Here is a 19475-nt window from a genome sequence, read left to right as displayed (position 1 = left end):
CAAGGTCAGCTCCTACAGCCCGCCAATCCCACCTATGCTTAAGGTACGACCCCACGCATAGGGCCCCATGCCATGTCACCGTTCCAGTCTATCTTTATCCCCGCCCTAGCCGGGCTGTTGCTGTTGACCATCGGTTTCAGCTATCGGGAGAGTAACTACGGTGTGCTGATGATCTGGCTCGGGATGATCGGCATGATGGGCCTGATGGTCTTCAAGATCCTCGAAAAACTGTCCTGACATTTACCCTCGCCATGCCGACGAGGGGCTCGTACACTCGCTTCACACCCATTTTGAGGTTAACCACCCGGTGCCCGCACTCGCCCGCCTGCTGACCCTGCCTTGTTTATTTCTGATGGCCTTGCTGGCCTTCGCTTCCAGCACCCAGGCCGCCGGCTTGCCCGGACTGCTCGGTGGCAGCAAGTCACAACCGGAGGCCACCCAGCCCCTGGGGCAGTCGTTGGATGAAGTCATCCAGACCCTGGAAAACGACCAGCAACGCACTAAGCTGCTGGCTGACCTTAAAAAGCTGCGCGACACCACCAAGCAGGCACAGCCGGCCGCCGCGCAAGGCGTGCTGGGGTTGATCGGCAGCACCCTGAGAAGTTTCGAAAATCAGTTCGTGGGCGATGACAGCCCATTCGTGCGCTGGTCAGCCGAGTGGAATCAAGCCAAGGATGAGCTCTTGACGCTGATCGCGCCGACCGAGCAGTGGCCGACGATCATTTTCGGCTTTGTACTGATCATGCTGGCCTGGAGCCTGTTGGCCTACGGCTTGATCTGGATTGGCCATCGGATACGCCAGCGCTTTGGCCTCTCTTTGGACCTGCCGCAACACCCGCGCACCTGGGATTTGGTGCTGTTTGCCTTGCGCAAGCTAGGGCCCTGGCTGATTGCGCTGTTTTTCACCGTGTACTTAAGCTATGCCCTGCCCTCGTCACTGGGCAAGTCGCTGGCCATGGTGCTGGCTTATGCGCTGGTGATCGGTACCTGTTTCTCGGCGGTCTGCGTCATTGCCTTTTCCCTGCTCGATGGCCCCCATCGCCATCGCGCCCTGTACATCCTGCGCCACCAGGCCTTCCACCCGCTGTGGCTGATCGGCAGCTTCGCCGCCTTTGGCGAGGCGATCAGCGACCCGCGGCTGGTCGAGACCCTGGGCGTACACCTGGCCCACACGGCCGCCACGGTGGCCAACGTGCTGGCGGCGATTTCCAGCGGCGTGTTTATCCTGCGCTTTCGCCGGCCGATCGCCCATCTGATCCGCAACCAGCCACTGTCCCGACGCCTCACCCGGCGAGCCCTGAGCGACACCATCGAAATCCTCGGTACCTTTTGGTACCTGCCCGCGCTGGTGCTGGTGGGGGTGTCGCTGTTCGCCACGTTCATTTCCGCCGGCGATACCAGCACGGCGCTGCGCCAGGCGCTGCTGTGCACGGTGTTGCTGGTGATGTGTATGGTCATCAACGGCCTGGTGCGCCGCCACTCGCTCAAGCCCCAGCGGCAAAAGCGCCATGCGCTGTATTCGGAGCGCTTGAAAAACTTCGCCTATACCCTGGTACACCTGTTTATCTGGCTGGTGTTCATCGAACTGGGGCTGCGCGTGTGGGGGCTGTCGCTGATCCGCTATACCGAAGGCGATGGTCACGAGATCAGCATGCGGCTGCTGGGCCTGGTCGGCACGCTGGTGTTCGCCTGGCTGGTGTGGATCGTGGCGGATACCGGCGTGCATCACGCCCTCACCCGCTCGCGCAAGGGCCTCGCCAATGCCCGCGCCCAGACCATGATGCCGTTGATTCGCAACGTGCTGTTCGTGTTGATCTTTATCGTGGCGGTGATTGTCGCACTGGCGAATATGGGCATGAACGTCACGCCGCTGCTGGCCGGTGCCGGTGTGATCGGCCTGGCGATCGGGTTTGGTGCCCAGTCGCTGGTGGCGGATTTGATCACTGGCCTGTTCATCATCATCGAAGACTCGCTGGCGATCGACGACTACGTCGACGTGGGCGGGCATCTGGGCACGGTCGAGGGCTTGACCATCCGCACCGTGCGCCTGCGCGATATCGACGGCATCGTGCATACCATCCCGTTCAGCGAGATCAAGAGCATCAAGAACTACTCGCGCGAATTCGGCTATGCGATCTTCCGTGTGGCGGTGCCGCACACCATGGACATCGACGATGCGATCAAGATGATGCGCGACGTCGGCCAGAAAATGCGCACCGACCCGCTGCAACGGCGCAACATCTGGTCGCCGCTGGAGTTTCAGGGGGTGGAGAGTTTCGAATCCGGCTCCGCCATCCTGCGCGCCCGCTTCAAGACTGCGCCGATCAAGCAATGGGAAGTTTCCCGCGCCTTCAACCTGGCGCTCAAGCGCCAACTGGACGAAGCCGGCCTGGACCTCGCCACCCCGCGCATGAGCGTGCAAGTCGTAACCGCCGGCGCAGGAAAACCCCTGTAGGAGCCGGCTTTAGCCGCGAATCGCCGCGACGCGGTCTGCCTGAGATACCGCGGTGAGGCCATCGCGAGCAAGCTCTGCTCCAACAGAAGTCCATCCCCACAGCCCCGCCAGCCCTGTAGGAGCCGGCTTTAGCCGCGAATCGCCGCGACGCGGTCTGCCTGAGATACCGCAGTGAGGCCATCGCGGGTAAACCCTGCTCCTATGTATGGACTCGCCCCCACTATCAACCCGCTTTTGAACACTGCTACCCGGCTGCATCTATGTATAAGGCCTACTCGAGGAAGCCTGATCGGCTTCTGGCCAACATTCAATAAGCTCGCGGTATGCCAATTACGTTAAGGCCTCAAGGGCCAGTAGGAGCACAGGCATCAATCCGCGACGGTCTGACCTGGGGTCAATGTTCTTTAGCAAGGGTTGGAGCGCTTTAACGCCCCGGTGGCAGAACTCTGTGGATCAGTGACTCATCGTCGCCTCCTGGACATTGCCCATGTGGCGACGATAGGTCTGCTCGGTTTTCAGTAATACCCAGACGATGCGTAGGGTACGGTTGGCCAATCGGACGGCCGTTTCCTTGCGACCCAAGCGACACAGCCAGCGCAGCAAGCGCCGGTCATCGGGTTGTTCCGAATCAGGCCGCACCTGTCTCAAGACCGCATGCGCGCCCTGGATCGCCAGGCTGCGTAGGTAGGCGTCGCCCTGCTTGCTCATCTTGCCCAGCCGGATTTTCTGTCCGCTGCTGTGCTGAGTGGGCACCAAACCAAAGTAGGCGGCAAACTGGCGTGCGTTGGCGAAGCGCTCAGGCTCGACCTGCTTGGCCAGCAGCGCGGTGGCGATGATCGGACCGATGCCACGCACCGTCATCAACCTTTTCGCCGTCTCATCCTGCTGTGCGGCCGTTTCCAGTCGGCCGGTCAACACGCTGACGCGCTCGCCCAACTGGCTCCATTCGCCGAGCAGCTCAGCAATCAGCTCGCGCAGCAGATCCGGCAGCGGCTGGGTGGCATCCTCGAGTATCCGCGGCACCACCCGGCTGATCGCCGCCTCACCTTGCGCCAAGGCCACGCCATGCTCGAGCAGCAAGCCACGCATCTGATTACCCATGGCCGTGCGCCGCCGCACATAGCCCTGGCGGGCGCGATGCAGTGCCTGCATGGCCAGCGCCGCGGCACTTTTGACCGGCACTGAGACAATCCGACTATCTCGACCCGCCCGCAAGATCGCATGTGCATCGTTGCGATCATTCTTCGGCCCGCTGCGATGATCGGCCACATGCTGCGCAGGCAGGATCCGCACCGGGTTGCCTTGGGCCTGCAGCAACCGCGCCCATGCCTGAGCGCCTGGGCCTGTTTCCATCAGCACCATGACGCTCATGGGCAGTTGGCGAAGAAACGCCTGGAAGGCTTCGCGCGATTTGATTCGGTCCTCGTACACCACTTGGCCCAGGGCGTTTTCCCCGGCCACCTGGAAGACCCTCTTGGCAAGATCTACCGAGACGGTCGAACAGGTTGCTAGGTCGGCTGAAGACAAAGAGTGATTGTTGGTCGTATGCTTTTTCATGGGCTCGCCCTCGCTGTCGTTGGCTTCTTTATAGATGCCACCGTGGCGCATAGACGCCTCGGTTGGGGCGAGTCCATGTAATTACGGGGTCCTGTAGGAGCCGGGTTTACCCGCGATGGCATCGCTGCGGTGTCTGAGGTAGACCGCGGTGATGCCATCGCGACCAAGGTCGGCTCCTACAGGGGGAAGATGTCTATACGGGGTCCAATGATCACCGGGAGCTGTTGAAGTGAATTCAGTCACCCGCGGTAAATGGCTGGCGCTTTTGTGCCTGCTGCCCTTTGCGATCTTTTTCATTGTTTTCCAGATCGCCCCGCTGGCCTGGGTGACCTTCCACAGCCTGCAAGCCGACAGCGGCTGGGGGCTGGATAACTTCAGCAAGGTCTTCGGCTCCAGGTTCTATCGCCAGGCGATCCAGTTCAGCCTGGAGATCAGTTTCTGGTCGAGCGTGTTCGGCATCCTGATCGCTCTGCTGGGCAGTTATTCGCTGCACAAGGTCGACTCCAGACTGCGCGATTTCGTCAGCGCCTTTGCCAACATGACCAGCAACTTCTCCGGTGTGCCGCTGGCCTTCGCGTTCATCATCCTGCTGGGATTCAATGGCGCGATCACCCTGCTGCTCAAGCAGCAGGGGATCATCGAAGACTTCAACGTCTACTCCAAGACCGGCCTGATCCTGATCTACACCTACTTCCAGATTCCCCTCGGCGTGCTGCTGCTCTACCCCGCCTTCGACGCCCTGCGCGAAGATTGGCGTGAGTCGGCGACGCTGCTCGGTGCCAGCCAGTTCCAGTACTGGCGGCATATCGGCTTGCCAGTGCTCACCCCGGCGTTGCTGGGCACCTTCGTGATCCTGCTGGCCAACGCCCTGGGCGCCTATGCCACGGTGTACGCCCTGACCACCGGTAACTTCAACGTGATGACGATCCGCATCGCCGCACTGGTGGCCGGGGACATCAGCCTGGACCCGAACCTTGCCAGCGCCCTGGCCGTGATCCTGGTGGGCTTGATGACCCTGGTGACGGTGGTGCATCAATGGTTGTTGAAGAGGAGCTACCATGTCGCGCGCTGACGCCGGCCCCAGCCGTGTCTACCATCGGCTGATGGTCTATCTGTTGTTTCTGATCATGCTGCTGCCACTGGCCGGCACCCTGCTCTACTCGGTGGCCACCAGTTGGTCGGCAACCCTGCTGCCCAGCGGCCTGACCCTGGACTGGTACCTCAAACTCTGGAGCGACCCGCGCTTTCTGGCGGCCTTCGGCCAGTCGCTGCTGGTGTGTTTCGGGGCGCTGCTGCTGTCGGTGGTGCTGATCCTGCCGCTGCTGTTCGTGGTGCATTACCACTTCCCCAGGCTCGATGCGCTGATGAACATTCTGATCCTGCTGCCCTTTGCGGTGCCGCCGGTGGTGTCATCGGTGGGGCTGTTGCAGCTGTACGGCTCGGGGCCGATGGCAATGGTGGGCACGCCGTGGATTCTAATCGGCTGTTACTTCACCGTGGCGCTGCCGTTCATGTACCGGGCGATCACCAACAACCTGCAGGCGATCAACCTGCGCGACTTGATGGACGCCGCCCAATTGCTCGGCGCCAATACCTGGCAGGCAGCCTTCCTGGTGGTGTTGCCGAACCTGCGCAAGGGCCTGATGGTGGCCTTGCTGCTGTCGTTTTCGTTTCTGTTCGGGGAATTCGTGTTTGCCAACCTGTTGGTCGGCACCCGCTACGAAACGCTGCAGGTCTATCTGAACAACATGCGCAACTCCAGCGGGCACTTCAACAGCGCGCTGGTGATCTCGTATTTCTTTTTTGTGCTGGTGCTGACCTGGGCCGCCAATCGACTGAACAAGGACAAAGACTGAAATGACTTTCGTCAGCGTCGAGCATCTACAGAAAACCTACGCAAAAACCACGGTGTTCAGCGACATCAACTGCCAGATTGGGCGCGGTGAATTCGTGACCTTGCTCGGCCCCTCCGGCTGCGGCAAATCCACCCTGCTGCGTTGCATTGCCGGCCTCACGCCGGTCGACAGCGGCCGTATCCTGCTCGACGGCCAGGACCTGGTCCCCGTCAGCCCGCAAAAGCGTGGCATCGGCATGGTGTTTCAAAGCTATGCCTTGTTCCCGAACATGACCGTGGAGCAGAACGTGGCGTTTGGCTTGCGCATGCAAAAGGTCAGCGGCGATGAAAGCCGCAGCCGAGTGGCCGAAGTGCTGGGCCTGGTAGAGCTGCAGGATTTTGCCAGCCGCTATCCGCACCAACTCTCCGGCGGCCAATGCCAGCGGGTGGCGCTGGCTCGCTCACTGGTCACGAGGCCGCGCCTGTTGTTGCTCGACGAGCCGTTGTCGGCGCTCGACGCACGTATCCGCAAACACCTGCGCGATCAGATCCGCCAGATCCAGCGCGAGCTGGGGCTGACCACTATTTTCGTCACCCACGATCAGGAAGAAGCGCTGACCCTGTCTGACCGCATCTTCCTGATGAACCAGGGCCGCATCGTCCAGAGCGGTGATGCCCAAACGCTCTACACCGCCCCCGTGGATGTCTTTGCCGCAGGGTTTATCGGCAACTACAACCTGCTCGACGTCGAGAGCGCCAGCCGCTTGCTGCAGCGCCCCGTCCGTTCACGCCTGGCGATACGCCCTGAAGCCATTGAGCTGAGCCTTACCGGCGAACTGGAGGGCCTTGTGAGCAGCCATAGCCTGCTCGGCAACGTGATCCGTTACCGGGTCGAAGCCCGGGGAGTGGTGTTGGTGGTCGATGTGCTTAACCGCTCGGCTGCCGATTTGCACCCCGATGGACAACGGGTGTCGCTGAGTATCGATCCGAGCGCGCTTTGTGAGGTAGCCTGAGGGCTTTAAAGGAGAGTTTCGAGCATGCCGTTAGCGATTTTCGACCTTGATGAAACCCTGATCCACGGCGACTGCCCGACGCTGTGGAGCCGTCACCTGAAGCAGTTGGGCTGGGTCGACGAGACGTTCGTGCGGCGCAATGACGAGCTGATGGCGTTGTACAGCCAGGGCCAGCTGGCCATGGAAGACTATATGGCCTTCAGCCTGGAACCCCTTGCCGGGCGTACCCCTGAAGAGTTGCAACACCTGGTCGAGCCTTGGGTTGAGGACGTGATCGAGCCGATCATTGTTGGCGACGGTTGCAAGGTGATCGCCGAGCACCGCAAGGCCGGTGACCGGATCCTGATCATCTCCGCGTCGGCGGACTTCCTGGTCCAGACCATTGCCGCGCGCATTGGCGTGGATGAAGTGCTGGCCATCAACCTTGAGGTGGCGCACGGTTACTACACCGGTAAAACCAGCGGTACCCTGACCTACCGCGAAGGCAAGGTGACCCGGTTGCTGGAGTGGCTGGATCAGGAAGAAGAAAACCTTGAAGGTGCGACCTTCTATTCCGATTCGCGCAATGACTTGCCATTGTTGCAGCGGGTGGATTTTCCCAGGGCCGTGAACCCGGATGCGGTGCTGAAGGAGCATGCCGAAAAGGCTGGTTGGCCGATCTTGCACTGGAAGTAGGAGCCGGTCTTGCCCCAATACCAGTCAGTTAAGGCAATGAGTGGCACAAAACCTGTGGGGCTCTGTCCGCGAAGCCGAACCACCAAGGCTAACAACGCCGATCCCACAGAAAATGGCACGTTGCAACAAATGTAGGAGCCGGCTTTAGCCGCGATGCGCCGCGCGGGCGGCGCTCGATCTACGCAACAGCGCAAAACCCAAGGCAAGCGCCTGGAAGCCTTGATGCGATCCTCTTCATTCTCAGGGTGCCTGGCAACAGATCGCATGAGCCCCACAGATGCCCGCCTTGGTTTTTCTTTTGCTCTTGAGATCGAGCGCCGCCCGCGCGGCGCATCGCGGGTAAACCCGGCTCCTACATTGGTTGCAACGTGCCATGGCCTGTGAGATCGGCGTTGCCAGCCACGCGCAATCGCGCAACCCCCACCGAGCCCACAAAAATCCAAAGCCGAACCACCAAGGCTAACAACGCCAACCCCACAGGCCATGGCACGTTGCAACAAATGTAGGAGCGGGGGGGGGCGCCTAGCCTTTACCCGCGAGGCGCCGCGCGGGCGGCGCTCGATCTACGCACCAGCACAAAACCCAAGGCAAGCGCCTGGAAGCCTGGATAAAGGCTCAGACCAACGTTTCGTCCACAACCACCACCAACTTGCCCGACACCTGGTTGCCCGCCAACTCCGCGAACGCCGCCTCGGCATCTGTGATCGGGAAGGCCTTGGCCAGTTGTGGCTTCAAACGCCCTTCTGCAAACAGCGGCCACACCTGCTGGCCCAAGTCGCTGATCAAGTCCGCCTTGAACTGGTCATCGCGGCTGCGCAAGGTAGAACCCAGGATCTGCACCCGTTTGCTCAGCAACTGCGCCAGGTCCAGCTGCGCATCGCGCCCGCCCATCAGGCCAATGATCACCCAGCGGCCATCACGGTTGAGCAACTTGAGGTTGAGCGGCGCATAGTTGGCGCCCACCGGGTCGAGGATCACATCGAACGGGCCGAAATGCTTGAGGCTGTCGGTGCCCTCGGTACGCACCACACCGTTGGTCGCGCCCAGGCTCTGGCAGTACGCCAGACGATCGGTGGAGCCGACGCTGACCCAGCACGGGTTGCCAAAGGCCTTGCACAGCTGGATGGCGGCCGACCCCACGCCACTGGCCCCGGCGTGCAGCAAGACCTTCTCTCCAGGCTTGAGCGCCGCCAACTGGAACAGGTTCAGCCAAGCGGTGCAGTACACCTCCGGCAGCGCCGCCGCTTCGGCCAGGCTCAAGCCTTCTGGTACTGGCAGCACATGGCGGCCATCGACCACCACTTCCTCGGCCATGCCGCCCCCGGCCAGCAGGGCGCAAACCCGATCGCCGACCTGCCAGGACGCGCCCGGGCCGACTTCGCTGATCACCCCCGAGCACTCCAGGCCCAAGTATTCGCTGGCCCCTGGAGGCGGTGGATAAAGGCCTACGCGCTGTAGCAAATCGGCCCGATTCAGACCCGCGGCAGCCACACGGATGCGCACTTGGCCTACATCACAAGAGGGGCTTGTCGTCTCGACCCACTCCACATGTCCGTCAACGCCTTGCAATGCCTTCACAGTGCCTCCATAGTTGAGTCATGACTGAGCCCGGCGCTTTCGGCCCCGGGTTTTTTGCATTATGTGTCCGGTTCCATGGAACCGGCGCCTTCAAAGACGGCCTAATATGCGTTATCAATTACCCCTACGTCGAATCAGCATGAAGCATTTATTGCCCAGCACTGCGCTCGCCCTCTGCATTGGCCTCGGTGTCCTGCCGATGTCGGGTAATGCCCTGGCCGCCAACAGCTGGGAAAAACTCCAGCCAGACCGCGACGAAGTCGTCGCCAGCCTGAACGTGGTCGAGCTGCTCAAGCGCCACCACTACAGCAAGCCGCCTTTGAACGATGCGCGCTCAGTCATCATCTACGACAGCTACCTGAAACTGCTCGACCCTTCGCGCAGCTACTTCCTGGCCAGCGACGTCGCTGAGTTCGACAAGTGGAAGCTGCAGTTCGACGACTTCCTGAAAAGCGGCGACCTGAACCCAGGCTTCAAGATCTACAAGCGTTACCTGGACCGGGTCAAATCGCGCCTGGACTTCGCGCTGGCCGAGCTGAGCAAAGGTGTCGATAAGTTCGACTTCACCACCAAGGAAACCTTGCTGGTGGATCGCAAGGACGCCGCCTGGCCGAAAACTCCTGCCCAAATGGACGACCTGTGGCGCAAGCGCGTCAAGGATGAAGTCCTGCGCCTGAGAATCGCCGGCAAGGAAGACAAGGCCATCCAGGAGCTGCTGACCAAGCGCTACAAGAACCAGCTCAACCGGCTGGACCAAACGCGCAGCGAAGACATCTTCCAGGCCTACATCAATACCTTCGCCCAGTCGTATGACCCGCACACCAACTACCTGTCGCCCGACAACGCAGAAAACTTCGATATCAACATGAGCCTGTCGCTCGAGGGTATCGGTGCGGTGCTGCAAAGCGACAACGACCAAGTCAAGGTGGTGCGCCTGGTACCGGCCGGCCCTGCTGCCAAGACCAAGCAAGTGGCACCGGCCGACAAGATCATCGGCGTGGCTCAGGGCGACAAGGAAATGGTCGATGTGATCGGCTGGCGCCTGGACGAAGTGGTCAAGCTGATCCGCGGCCCGAAAGGCTCGGTGGTGCGCCTGGAAGTCATCCCGGCCAGCAATGCCCCGAACGATCAGACCAGCAAGATCGTGCCGATCACCCGAGAGGCGGTGAAGCTTGAAGAGCAGGCGGCGAAAAAGTCCGTGCTCAAGCTCACTCAAGATGGCCGTGAATACAAGCTCGGCATTATCGAGATCCCGGCCTTCTATCTGGACTTCAAGGCCTTCCGCGCGGGCGACCCCGATTACAAGAGCACCACCCGCGATGTGAAAAAGCTGCTGACTGAACTGCAGAAAGAGAAAGTCGACGGCGTGGTCATCGACCTGCGCAACAACGGCGGCGGCTCCCTGCAGGAAGCCACCGAGCTGACCAGCCTGTTTATCGAGAAAGGCCCGACCGTTCTGGTACGCAACAGCGACGGCCGTGTCGACGTGCTCGAAGACGAAAACCCTGGCGCCTTCTACAAAGGCCCGATGGCGTTGCTGGTCAACCGTCTGTCGGCCTCGGCTTCGGAGATTTTCGCCGGCGCCATGCAGGACTACCACCGCGCCCTGATCATCGGTGGCCAGACCTTCGGCAAAGGCACCGTGCAGACCATCCAGCCGCTCAACCATGGCGAGCTGAAGCTGACCCTGGCCAAGTTCTACCGTGTTTCCGGGCAGAGCACCCAGCACCAGGGCGTCCTGCCGGACATCGACTACCCATCGATCATCGACACCAAGGAAATCGGCGAAAGCGCGCTGCCTGAAGCCATGCCGTGGGACACCATTCGCCCGGCCATCAAGCCAGCCACCGACCCGTTCAAGCCGTTCCTTGCGCAGCTTAAGGCCAGCCACGACACCCGCACCGCCAAGGACCCGGAATTCGTCTACATCCGCGACCGCCTGGACCTGACCCAGAAGCTGATGAACGAAAAATCCGTCAGCCTCAACGAAGCCGAACGCCGTGCCCAGCACACCAGTATCGAAGCGCAACAACTGGCCCTGGAAAACACCCGGCGCAAAGCCAAAGGCGAAGAACCGCTTAAGGAATTGAAGAAAGAAGACGAAGACGCGCTGCCGACCGAGGCCGACGACACCAAGCCTGAAGATGACGCTTACCTGAGCGAAACCGGCCGAATCCTGCTCGATTACCTGCGCTTGAATACCGCGGTGGCCAAGCATTAAACCGCGTTGACTGCATCGCGGGTAGGAGCAGGGTTTACCCGCGATGCAGCCAACGCGGTGCCTCTGGTAAACCGCGTAGATCCCATCGCGAGCAAGCTCTGCTCCTACATCAACCCGTGGCATACACATGGGTAGGAGCCGGGTTTACCCGCGAATCTAGCCACCTCAGGGTATCTGACACACCGCGTTGCCTTCATTCGCTGTGGTCCGGCATTCCGGCAAAGCCAGCTCCCACAGAACACCGCAGGGTATCTGACACACCGCGTTGCCTGCATTCGCTGGGAAAGCCAGCTCCCACAGAACACCGCAGGGTATCTGACACACCGCGTTGCCTTCATTCGCTGTGGTCCGGCATTCCGGCAAAGCCAGCTCCCACAGGTTGCGCATTAACTGACTGGCGAAGCGGTGAATTGCTGGCACTCTGTCATCAAGCAGTCATCGATCTGTCGTGAAATAAAGGGCTGAGCACGCTACGTGCCCAGCCCTTTATTTATCGACAGAGCACACCATGACCATGACTGAACAGCTGAGTGCCTTGAGTAACATACTGGCTCAAGGCAGCTTGCACAGCTTGTTCCAACCTATCGTCAGCCTTTGTGAACGACGCATCCTGGGTTATGAAGCCCTGAGCCGCGGCCCGTCCAACAGCCCGCTGCACTCGCCTCTCAACCTGTTCGCCGTGGCCCGCAAGGCCGGGCGCTTGAGCGAGCTTGAGATCGCCTGCCGAGAAAGCGCCTGCAAGGGTTTCAGCCAACAGAACCTGGACGGCAAACTGTTCCTCAACGTTTCGCCCGAGACGCTGCTCGAGCCCACGCACCAGCCCGGCCTGACCCTCAAGATGCTGCAGAGCCTGGATATCGCCCCCAGCCGCGTGGTTATCGAGCTGACCGAACAAACGCCGACCGACGATTTCCAGTTGCTGTTCAACGCCCTGCACCACTACCGCGACATGGGTTTTTCCATCGCCCTGGACGATTTGGGCGCTGGCTATTCGAGCCTGCGCCTGTGGTCGGAGCTGCGTCCTGATTACGTCAAGATCGACCGGTATTTTATCGACGGTATTCATCTGGACCCGGTCAAGCGCGAGTTTGTCGGCTCCATCTTGCAGATGGCCAAGGCCTCACGGGCACAGGTGATCGCCGAAGGTATCGAACTGGCGGAAGAATTGTCGGTATTGACCGAGATGGGGGTGGACCTGGTTCAGGGCTACCTGCTCGCCCGCCCCCAGGAGCAACCCCCGCGTGTAGCCGCTGCCGTAAGGCTGCGATGCGGACCGAAGGGGCGCCAACGCGGACCTTAGATCCTGCGCCCGCGTCGCGGTCGATCGCAGCCTATCGGCAGCGGCTACAATCATCGCAGAGGGCGGTCAAGACGATATCAACTCCGGGTAGCTGTACTCGAACACGCGCACCACCTCCGAGGCATGCCAGGACGCCGCGGCCACGCCATCCGACGGCCCGGAAAACCGCCCCAATCGCTCCACGCATTCAAAAAACCCGGTGCGCGGCAGGCGGCTGGCGCCTTGGCTGATCACCAGCGAGCTGCGCAAGGGCTGCTCGGCACGGGCATCGATCACGGCCAGGTATTCCAGCGCGGCGGTCAGGGTTTGCATGGCGGGGGTGGGTAATTGCAGGCGTTCGAGCAAGGCCCTGTAGGTCAACAGATGGCGTTGACGGCGGGCCAGGTCCAGTTCACCCAGCAGGCCTTCCCACTGTTGGCGGCTGATCCGCACGCCGGTCAAGAGGCATCCCTCCAGCCGGGCACCCCCAGCTCCCAGGCCAGGCTGCGGCGGATGGCCGCGTCGGGCTGTCGCTCGCCTGTTTCGATCATGGTCAGGTACGAAGGGCTGATGCCCACCGCCCGTGCCAATTGCTCCAGCGCCAGGCCCTTGGCCTCGCGCAATGCACCCAAGGCCTCAAAACCGGGTAACTCCGGGCTTGCGGCCGAAACCTGTGGCTGTTCGGGCGCGGGAGCAGCGTGCTCGGGCTGCCCTGCTGCTTTCAGCAGCGCCTGGTACTGAGCCCATGGCACCACCGCATACTCTGGTTGACCCTCGCGGCTGATGACCTGAATACTCATAAAACCCCCTGGTCGACTACGGCATGTAATTCGTAGGTATAAGACTTATACCAATTATATTAACAGCCGATTCCAATCGCGGGAGGCCGATGTTGCATTGCTGTGATCGGTTTACGACTTATGTTCCAGATCCAGAGCCTCTGGCGTGGCCGGCAAACGCTCCACCACCCGCAGTTTTTCTGGGCTTTGCAGGTTACGCCAGCGGCGAAAGGCATCCAATTCGTCGGCGAGGGTCTTGATGACCCAACTGAGCACGGCGATGTCATCGAGCAGGCCGACCCCCAGCAACCAGTCGGGGATCGCATCGATGGGGCTGACGAAATAAAGCAACCCCGCCACCACCGACAGCAACGCCTTGGGGCTGATCGCCCGGTACTCGCCACGCCACCAGGCGAGGCAAAGGGCCTGCAACAGGTTGACGTCTTCCTTGAGTTTACCCAGCCGATAACCTTTGCGAGCCACAGCGAAGATCAACGCAGGCAAACGCCCTCGGCTGAGCAAACGCTCGGCCAGCGGCACGAATCGGGCGAAACTCCAGGGTGCGCTCATGAAGCCTCCAGGGGGATAAATGGCCTTGGGTTATCCACATTTATTGTGGATAACCTTGTGAACAGAGCCCTTTTTCGGGCTCGCGGGGCCCGTTTTACAAGGGCCAACCTTAGATCGGGCGTTTTTTACTCACATAAAAAACCCATGTAACGCTTTGACACACCCTCACGCAGAGGCTACCGCATTCAGACTACAGCCTCGCGCGGCAGTTCGCGAGCCGTTAAAACGACAACGCCCCGTCGAGACGGGGCGTTGCTAAAGCTGAAACGATTGCTCGCTTACTTGGCTTCTTCTTCCTGGGCAGCCTGGTTATCAGCTGCAGCCTGGGAAGGATCCTTGATCGCCAACAGCTCCAGGTCGAAGACCAGGACCGAGTTGGCAGGGATCAGTGGGCTTGGGCTCTGAGCGCCGTAGGCCAGGTCTGCCGGGATGTACAGCTTGTACTTCTCGCCGACGTGCATCAGTTGCAGGCCTTCGACCCAACCCGGGATCACACCGCTGACCGGCAGGTCGATCGGGGCGCCACGCTCGATGGAGCTGTCGAATACCTTGCCATCGGTCAGCTTGCCTTCGTAGTGAACGGTCACCACGTCAGTCGGCTTAGGCTGTGGGCCGTCGGCTTTCTTGATGACTTCGTACTGCAGGCCCGAAGCCGTGGTAACGATGCCAGCTTTCTTGCCGTTTTCCTCGAGGAACTTCTTGCCGGCAGCCGCCGACTCTTCGCTCATCTTGACCAGACGCTCTTCTGCACGCTTCTGCAGGGCTGCGAAGGCTTCAACCAGCTCTTCGTCCTTGAGTTTCTGTTCTTTCTTGCCAACAGCATCTTCGATGCCTTGGGCGACGGCTTTGGAGTCGAGATCGTCCATGCCTTCTTGCGCCAGGCTCTTGCCCATGTTCAGGCCGATGCCGTACGAGGCTTTTTGCGCCGGGGTCTTGAGCTCTACGCTGGTCTGCGAATCGCAACCCGCCAGAACCAGGCTAACCAGGGCAACCGCCGCCGCCAACCGATGCTGTTTCATGCTATTTCCTTGTTCATGCGCCTAAAGGGCAATCGAGTAAAGCCGCGAGCTTATCAGGCCGCCACGACCAATGGCTACCGGCATGAGAGCCACAAAACACAGATAAGTTCATGCCTGCAAAGCCCTTTTGGTCGGTAAACCAGTCAACGATAGCTCAAGTTTCTCAAATAAGGGGGTAACGACCTTCACGATACTGCCCCGCGACCTCGCGCACTGCCTCGCACAGCCACTGGGCCGGCAGGGTCAATGGCAGCGCGGCGTTGCTGCAAATGCCGACCGACCCACCGGGTTCGCGCACGCCCAGGTTCAGCTCGCTCAACTCGCCCCGAGTGATGTCCACATACACCGCGTCCCGAGGGGCGACCCACAGGGCATCGCTGCTCAGGACATAGCGGCGGCTGAGGGCCGGGGATAATGTTTCCAGACGTTGCTCGGAAGGGGTGATGGCGCACTGCACGAACAGGCTGTCGGCGTGCTTGCGAATGGTCGTGCCTGCCAGAGGCAGCACCAACGGGTAACGGTTGACCTGGCTGCGGTCGACCGGCTCGCGCGCCAGCAGTGGATGGCCGGGGCGTACCACCAGGGCCATGGACTCGCTGTACAGGTGCTCGAAGGTCAAACCCTGGATCTGCGGGCTGTCGGTCATGCGGCCGATCACCAGGTCCAGTTCGCCCACATGCAATTGCGCCAGCAGGTGCGCGCTGGGGCCGGTGACCACGCTGACCACCAGCGCATCATGGCGCTGATGCAGGTGGCGCAGCACTTCTGGCATCAACAGGCTCTCGACCGTGGACAACACCCCGACCTTGACCTGCGGCGCTTCGTGCTCCTCGCCGCGCAAGGTACTGACCCCATCACGCAGGGCCTGTACGCAAGGGCCGGCGTAACGCATAAAGCGAATACCGGCCGGGGTGAGTTGCACGCCATTTTTGTTGCGTTCGAACAACCGGGTCTCGAGCAGCGCTTCAAGCTCCTTGAGGGTCTTGGAGATCGCCGGCTGGCTGATCGCAACGGCGTCGGCAGCCTTGGCGAAACTGCCCTGGCGGGCAATTTCGAGAAAGCACAGCAGGTGGCGGAATTTAATGCGGGAGTCGAGGTTCATGGGGCAAGGGTAAGGCAAACCCCCCTTCTGAGCCATCCCTGGCCCACCCCTCTGTAGGAGCGACGGGGGCGCCTAGCCCTTGGTCGCGATGGCAGCACCGCGATCATGAAGAGGGACCGCGGTGATGCCATCGCGACCAAGGTCTGCTCCTACGAGGATCAGGCGGCGATTTCGACGGTGTCGCCGTTCAGGCGTACTGGCCATACGCGCAGGTGCTGCGCGGGGGTTTCGACACAGATGCCATCGGCCAATCGGTAATGCTGCTTGTACAAAGGCGCGGCGACCACCAATTCGCCTTTGAGGCTGCCGACAATCCCGCGCCCGATCACGTTGGCTCCCGATTCCGGGTCGCGATTGTCGATGGCGTGCAGCTCTTGCCCCTGGGCGCCAGGCAGGTAGAACAGCGCCACCTGCGCGCCTTCATGCCAAACCACCACCCCCGACTGGGCCACCAGGTCCTGGCGGCGGCACAGTGGCTGCCAGGCTTGAGCTTGTTGTACACGTACCGCGTTGTTTGACGGGGCCATCAGACCACCTCCTGGGCTACGGGGATCAAGTTGAGTTGTGCATGGGTAATCGGGCGACGCTGGCCACGCTCCTTGACGAAGTGGATATCCGGGTCAGGGCGTTGGTCGTTGACGAAGGTGCGAAAGCGCTTGAGCTTCTCTGGGTCTTGCAGGGCGTTGGCCCATTCACATTCGTAGCGATCGACCACCTGCTGCATCTGCGCCTCCAGCTCCGCGGCCAGGCCCAGGCTGTCGTCGATGATGACCGCCTTGAGGTAGTCCAGCCCGCCTTCCAGGCTTTCGCGCCAGACCGAGGTGCGCTGCAGTTTGTCGGCGGTGCGGATGTAGAACATCAGGAAGCGGTCGATGTAGCGGATCAGGGTTTCGTCATCCAGGTCGGTGGCAAACAGCTCCGCATGACGCGGGCGCATGCCGCCGTTGCCACAGACGTACAGGTTCCAGCCGTTCTCGGTGGCGATCACGCCCACGTCCTTGCTCTGGGCTTCGGCGCATTCACGGGTGCAGCCCGACACCGCGAACTTGAGCTTGTGCGGCGAACGCAGGCCCTTGTAGCGGTCTTCGATGTCCAGCGCCATCTTCACGCTGTCTTGCACGCCGTAGCGGCACCAGGTACTGCCCACACAGGATTTCACCGTGCGGGTCGACTTGCCGTAGGCGTGCCCGGTTTCGAAACCCGCCTCGATCAGTTCACCCCAGATCAGCGGCAGTTCATGCAGCTGGGCACCGAACAGGTCGATGCGCTGGCCGCCGGTGATCTTGGTGTACAGGTCGTATTTCTGCGCCACCTGGCCAATCACGATCAGCTTTTCAGGGGTGATTTCACCGCCCGGAATCCGTGGCACCACCGAGTAGGTGCCGTTCTTCTGCATGTTGGCCATGAAGGTGTCGTTGGTGTCCTGCAGTGGCACCAGGGAGGCGTCCATGATCGGCTGGTTCCAGCACGAGGCGAGGATATTGCCTACCGTCGGCTTGCAGATGTCGCAGCCCACCTGCCCGCGGCCGTGCTTGGCGAGCATTTCGTCAAAACTGGCGATGCCTTCGACACGGGCCACGGCATACAGCTCCTGGCGGGTGTAGGCGAAATGTTCGCACAGGCTCTTGTCGACTTCGACGCCACGGGCGATCAGTTCGTGTTCGAACACCGACTTGAGCAACGCCGCACAACCGCCGCAGCCAGTGCAGGCCTTGGTTTGTGCCTTCAGGCTCGGCAGGTCGCTGCAACCGTTGTCGATGGCCGAGCAGATCGAGCCCTTGGTCACGTTGTGGCAGGAGCAGATCGTCGCGGTGTCTGGCAGGGCATCGGCGCCCAACGCCGGGGCGCCGTCGGACAACGGCAGAATCAGGCTGGCAGGGTCGGCCGGCAAGGCAATGCCGTTCTGGGCGTACTGCAGGAGGGTGTCGTAGTAGCTGTTATCGCCCACCAGCACCGCCCCCAGGACGCGCTTGCCGCTGGCGTCCACCACCAACCGGCGATAGGCCGCGTTGGCTTCGTCGATAAAGCGGTAGCTGCGCGAGCCCGGCGTGGCACCGTGGGCATCGCCGATGGAGCCGACGTCTACGCCCAGCAGCTTGAGTTTGGTGGACATGTCGGCGCCCGTGAAGGTCGCCCCGCCCTCGCCCATCAAGTGGGCGGCGACATTGCGCGCCATGGTGTAGCCCGGCGCGACCAGGCCGAACACGCTGCCACTCCAGGACGCGCACTCGCCGATGGCGTAAATGCGCGCATCGCAGGTCTGGCAGTGCTCGTCGATCACCACCCCACCGCGCGGCGCGATCTCCAGGCCGCTGCTGCGCCCCAGCGCATCCTGCGGACGGATGCCGGCGGAGAACACGATCAGGTCGGTCTCCAGAAATTCGCCGCCGTCGAAATTCATCCGGTAGGCATAGTCCTCACCGGCAACGATGGCCTGGGTGGCACGCGACAAATGCACGCCCACGCCCAGCGCTTCGATCTGCGCTTTCAAGGCGGCGCCGCCGTCGCCGTCGAGCTGCACGGGCATCAGGCGCGGGGCAAATTCGACCACATGCGCCTCCAGGCCCAGCGACTTGAGCGCGTTGGCCGCCTCAAGCCCGAGCAGGCCACCGCCCACCACCACGCCACGACGGGCCGAGGTTGCGGCGGTGCGAATGCCGTCCAGGTCATCGAGGGTGCGGTACACCAGTTTGGCGTTGCCTTCGCTGCCTGGAATCGGCGGCACAAATGGATAGGAGCCGGTGGCCAGGATCAGTTGGTCATAATCAAACCGGCCATTGGCGGTGACCACTTGGCGACGCTCGCGGTCGATCTCTAGCACCGCGCAGTCCAGGTGCAGCTTGACGCCGTGGCGGGCATACAGCTGGGCATCGCCCAGGGCCAGGGCTTCTGCATCGCTGCCGCTGAAGTACTCCGACAGATGCACCCGGTCGTAGGCGCGCTGGCGCTCTTCGCCAAACACATGCACGTCATAACGGGCCAGGGCTCCGCGCTCGATCAATTGCTCGACACAGTGGTGGCCGACCATCCCGTTGCCGACGATGATCAAAGTTTCACGGTGCGCGATCGTCACTATCGAATTCATACAAGCTTCCTCATCCAGCCAATCACGGGTGGCCAAAACAAAAAAAAGCGCCTGGAGCCGAAGCTCCAGGCGCCTTTGCCTGGTGTCTGTTTATGTGTGTCCTGAATGTGATCGCCGTTGACCACCGTGGACAGGTGTTACTGGGTTAAAAGCAGGTTATGTGCCAACCCCCGACTTCACTGCCAAAACTCTGTAACCGCTACCAAAACCCTGTAGCCGCTGCCGCTGTAGCCGCTGCCGATAGGCTGCGATCGACCGCACAGCGGGCGCAGGATCTTGATATCCCCATTGGCGCCCCTGACGGGCCG

General features: G+C 61.5%; 16 protein-coding genes and 1 pseudogene. 8 read left to right on the top strand and 9 right to left on the bottom strand.

Annotated elements, in window-relative coordinates:
* The first annotated feature begins 72 nt into the window (after positions 1–72).
* Complete coding sequence (locus AC3IX4_RS06830; RefSeq protein ID WP_489259823.1) at positions 73–237, top strand: hypothetical protein; 165 nt, start codon at positions 73–75, stop codon at positions 235–237.
* Positions 238–352: 115 nt separating this feature from the next.
* Complete coding sequence (locus tag AC3IX4_RS06825; RefSeq protein ID WP_489261234.1) at positions 353–2455, top strand: mechanosensitive ion channel family protein; 2103 nt, start codon at positions 353–355, stop codon at positions 2453–2455.
* Positions 2456–2908: 453 nt separating this feature from the next.
* Here the strand turns inward: AC3IX4_RS06825 and AC3IX4_RS06820 are convergent, their stop codons facing one another.
* Complete coding sequence (locus AC3IX4_RS06820; RefSeq protein WP_489261185.1) at positions 2909–4012, bottom strand: IS110 family RNA-guided transposase; 1104 nt, start codon at positions 4010–4012, stop codon at positions 2909–2911.
* A 229-nt stretch (positions 4013–4241) separates the two neighbouring features.
* Between AC3IX4_RS06820 and AC3IX4_RS06815 the strand changes: the two genes are divergently transcribed.
* Genes AC3IX4_RS06815 through AC3IX4_RS06800 form a run of 4 tightly spaced genes read left to right on the top strand, consistent with a single transcriptional unit; the run spans position 4242 to position 7534 of the window.
* A complete protein-coding gene (locus AC3IX4_RS06815) occupies positions 4242–5084 on the top strand; it encodes an ABC transporter permease (RefSeq protein ID WP_489259822.1) in 843 nt (280 codons plus the stop codon).
* Positions 5071–5868 carry an ABC transporter permease gene (locus tag AC3IX4_RS06810; RefSeq protein ID WP_489259821.1) on the top strand — a complete coding sequence of 266 codons (798 nt, stop codon included), beginning with the start codon at positions 5071–5073 and terminating at the stop codon, positions 5866–5868. Before AC3IX4_RS06815 ends, AC3IX4_RS06810 begins: the two co-directional genes overlap by 14 nt.
* A 1-nt stretch (position 5869) precedes the next feature.
* Positions 5870–6859 (top strand): ABC transporter ATP-binding protein, encoded by a 990-nt coding sequence (locus AC3IX4_RS06805; RefSeq protein ID WP_489259820.1) that lies wholly within the window; start codon positions 5870–5872, stop codon positions 6857–6859.
* Positions 6860–6883: 24 nt separating this feature from the next.
* A complete protein-coding gene (locus tag AC3IX4_RS06800) occupies positions 6884–7534 on the top strand; it encodes an HAD family hydrolase (protein ID WP_489259819.1) in 651 nt (216 codons plus the stop codon).
* 615 nt (positions 7535–8149) lie between these two features.
* On the opposite strand, the gene AC3IX4_RS06795 is transcribed toward AC3IX4_RS06800, so the two are convergent.
* Positions 8150–9112 (bottom strand): NAD(P)H-quinone oxidoreductase, encoded by a 963-nt coding sequence (locus AC3IX4_RS06795; RefSeq protein WP_489259818.1) that lies wholly within the window; start codon positions 9110–9112, stop codon positions 8150–8152.
* A gap of 139 nt (positions 9113–9251) precedes the next feature.
* Here AC3IX4_RS06795 and AC3IX4_RS06790 point away from each other — a divergent pair, with 139 nt between their 5' ends.
* Positions 9252–11333 carry a carboxy terminal-processing peptidase gene (locus AC3IX4_RS06790; RefSeq protein ID WP_489259817.1) on the top strand — a complete coding sequence of 694 codons (2082 nt, stop codon included), beginning with the start codon at positions 9252–9254 and terminating at the stop codon, positions 11331–11333.
* Between the two features lie 508 nt (positions 11334–11841).
* Positions 11842–12582: pseudogene (locus AC3IX4_RS06785) on the top strand (EAL domain-containing protein); the annotation flags it as partial.
* Positions 12583–12699: 117 nt separating this feature from the next.
* Here AC3IX4_RS06785 and AC3IX4_RS06780 read toward each other — a convergent pair.
* The 7 genes from AC3IX4_RS06780 to nirB all read right to left on the bottom strand — a co-directional run bounded on the left by AC3IX4_RS06780 (position 12700) and on the right by nirB (position 19167).
* The gene (locus AC3IX4_RS06780) at positions 12700–13074 is read right to left on the bottom strand and encodes a hypothetical protein (RefSeq protein ID WP_489259816.1); all 375 of its coding nucleotides are present in this window, start codon (positions 13072–13074) and stop codon (positions 12700–12702) included.
* Positions 13071–13412 carry a helix-turn-helix domain-containing protein gene (locus AC3IX4_RS06775; protein ID WP_489259815.1) on the bottom strand — a complete coding sequence of 114 codons (342 nt, stop codon included), beginning with the start codon at positions 13410–13412 and terminating at the stop codon, positions 13071–13073. The genes AC3IX4_RS06780 and AC3IX4_RS06775 overlap by 4 nt, the downstream gene beginning before the upstream one ends.
* Positions 13413–13523: 111 nt before the next feature.
* Complete coding sequence (locus AC3IX4_RS06770; RefSeq protein WP_489259814.1) at positions 13524–13961, bottom strand: YkvA family protein; 438 nt, start codon at positions 13959–13961, stop codon at positions 13524–13526.
* Between the two features lie 278 nt (positions 13962–14239).
* Complete coding sequence (gene bamJ / locus AC3IX4_RS06765) at positions 14240–14980, bottom strand: BamJ family beta-barrel-assembly machinery protein (protein WP_489259813.1); 741 nt, start codon at positions 14978–14980, stop codon at positions 14240–14242.
* 163 nt (positions 14981–15143) lie between these two features.
* The gene (gene pcaQ / locus AC3IX4_RS06760) at positions 15144–16082 is read right to left on the bottom strand and encodes a pca operon transcription factor PcaQ (RefSeq protein ID WP_489261233.1); all 939 of its coding nucleotides are present in this window, start codon (positions 16080–16082) and stop codon (positions 15144–15146) included.
* Between the two features lie 158 nt (positions 16083–16240).
* The gene (nirD, locus tag AC3IX4_RS06755; RefSeq protein ID WP_489259812.1) at positions 16241–16609 is read right to left on the bottom strand and encodes a nitrite reductase small subunit NirD; all 369 of its coding nucleotides are present in this window, start codon (positions 16607–16609) and stop codon (positions 16241–16243) included.
* Positions 16609–19167, bottom strand: coding sequence for a nitrite reductase large subunit NirB (gene nirB, locus AC3IX4_RS06750; RefSeq protein ID WP_489259811.1), 2559 nt, complete (start codon positions 19165–19167; stop codon positions 16609–16611). Before nirB ends, nirD begins: the two co-directional genes overlap by 1 nt.
* Positions 19168–19475: the final 308 nt, after the last annotated feature.

The organism is Pseudomonas sp. KH_021 (assembly GCF_057838865.1).
This window is presented reverse-complemented; position numbering and strand designations above follow the sequence as displayed.